Origin of the sequence: Streptomyces cavernae, from assembly GCF_004023625.1 — a bacterium.
In the GTDB taxonomy this organism is placed as follows: Bacteria; Actinomycetota; Actinomycetes; order Streptomycetales; family Streptomycetaceae; genus Streptomyces; species Streptomyces cavernae.
In genome coordinates, this window is record NZ_RPDJ01000114.1 from 1 (window position 1) to 1,967 (window position 1,967).

Here is a 1,967-nt window from a genome sequence, read left to right on the forward strand (position 1 = left end):
TCCTTCGAGCTTTCGACAACTCGAAGATCAGCCGGTGGCCGTTCTTCTATCCGGACACTCACTCCGACGCCGGGACAAACACCCGGATCAGGTGGGAGCCCATACACCACTTCTCAGGACGCAACCCGCCCCTGGTCGGCGGTACGTCCAAGTCATGGCCGAACGTCGTCCGTATCCCAGTGACCTGTCCGATGCCCGTTGGGAGTTGATGGAGCCAGTGCTCAGTGCCTGGCGGGCCGAACGGCGGCGGCGTGCCCTGCACATCGGACGCCCGCCCGAGCACGATCTGCGCGAGATCATGAACGCGATCCTGTACGTGGACCGCACCGGGGTGCAGTGGCGCTACCTGCCGCATGACTTCCCGCCCTGGGAAACGGTGTACGGCTACTTCGCCAAGTGGCAGAAGGACGGCGTGTTCGCCCAGCTCACCGGCGTACTGCGCAGGCTGTTACGCCAGCATGAGGGCAAGGACGCCGAGCCGTCCGCCTGCGTGATCGACGCGCAGAGCGTGAAGACCTCCACCAGCGTCCCCATCACCAGCCAGGGCACGGACGCGGGCAAGAAAATCGTGGGCCGCAAGCGGAGCATCGTCACCGACACCCTCGGGCTGTTGCTCGCGGTGCTGGTCACGGCCGCGAGCGTGCAGGACTCCATCGCCGGCACCCACCTGGTCGACCAAGTCGCCGCCGCCCACCCCACCATCGGCAAGGTCTGGGTCGACGGCGGCTACCGCCAGCACCTCGTCGAACACGCCGCCCGCCTCGGCATCGACATGGAAATCGTCCAACGCACCCCCGGCGCCAAGGGATTCACCCCGCTGCCCAAACGCTGGACGGTGGAGCGGACCTACGGGTGGCTGATGTTCCACCGCCGCCTGGCCCGCGACTACGAAACCCTCCCCGCCCGCTCCGAAGCCATGATCCACCTCGCCATGACCGACCTGATGGCCCGCCGCCTCACCGGCGAAGCCACCATCTCCTGGCGCGACCCGACACCCCGGGATCAAACACCAACTCAGGGATAAAACACCGGGACAAAACGACCTCTGAGGTGGTCCAAACCTGCTCTTTCGATCTCCCCACCCTTCGTGTGACCTTGTCGGGTCTCTTCGCGTGATGTTGATCGGCTTGTCGAATTGGTCTTGGTGTGTCGTGGAGAGCCTGCGTGAGCTACGAGTTCGGCCTGGTCGGGGGCCTGGATGCTCACGCTGGAGGAAGACGTGGACGCGCACGCACTGCGTCGTCAGGGTTGGACGATCTCGGCGATCGCACGGCATCTGGGCCGTGATCGCAAGACCATCCGCGCCTATCTGAACGGCGAGCAAGTCCCAGGGCAGCGCCGTCAGAGCCCGGATGCCTTCGTGCCGTTCCTGGAGTACTGCCGGCAGCGGCTGGCGGACGATCCGCATCTGTGGGCCTCGACCCTGTTCGACGAGGTCAAGAGCCTGGGCTATGAGGGCGGGTACTCGACGTTCACCCGCGCGCTTCGCCGCTATCAGGTCCGTCCTCACTGCGAACCGTGTCATGCCGCGACCGGCCGGAACGTTGCGGTGATCGCGCATCCGCCAGGCGAGGAAATCCAGTTCGACTGGCTGGAGTTGCCGGACCCGCCGGAGACCTGGGGAGTGGGCGAGCACGCTCACCTGCTGGTCGGAGCGCTCGCGCATTCGGGCCGGTGGCGGGCGGTGCTGGCAGAGTCCGAGGACTTCCCGCACCTGGTCCAGGCCCTCGACCAGGTGGTCCGCAAACTGGGCGGGACGGCGAGACGGTGGTGCTTCGACCGGATGGCGACGGTCTGCTATCCCTCCAGCGGGCAGGTCACCGCCTCCTTCGCCGCGGTCGCTAAGTAGCTGTTGTCGTTCCGAATCTGAGGGCGGTGTTTTCGCTGGTCAGGCATAGGGCCGGTGAATCGGTGGGAGTGGTGGCGTGTTGTGTCGTCGCTCCCCGGGAGGTTGCGGATGCCGTCGG

The 1,967-nt window shown here is 66.2% G+C and carries 2 protein-coding genes; both read left to right on the forward strand.

Annotated elements, in window-relative coordinates; genetic code table 11:
• Window positions 1-154 precede the first annotated feature (154 nt).
• Entirely contained in the window at window positions 155-1,024 is an 870-nt protein-coding gene (locus EF387_RS46390; protein WP_128382579.1) for an IS5 family transposase, read from the forward strand.
• A 174-nt stretch (window positions 1,025-1,198) separates the two neighbouring features.
• Entirely contained in the window at window positions 1,199-1,849 is a 651-nt protein-coding gene (locus EF387_RS46395; RefSeq protein WP_238432107.1) for a terminase gpP N-terminus-related DNA-binding protein, read from the forward strand.
• Window positions 1,850-1,967: the final 118 nt, after the last annotated feature.

Excerpts from the sequence above, each read along its gene's own strand:
- EF387_RS46390 (WP_128382579.1), top strand. The coding sequence starts at position 155 with ATGGCCGAACGTCGTCCGTATCCCAGTGACCTGTCCGATGCCCGTTGG.
- EF387_RS46395 (WP_238432107.1), top strand. The coding sequence starts at position 1,199 with ATGCTCACGCTGGAGGAAGACGTGGACGCGCACGCACTGCGTCGTCAG.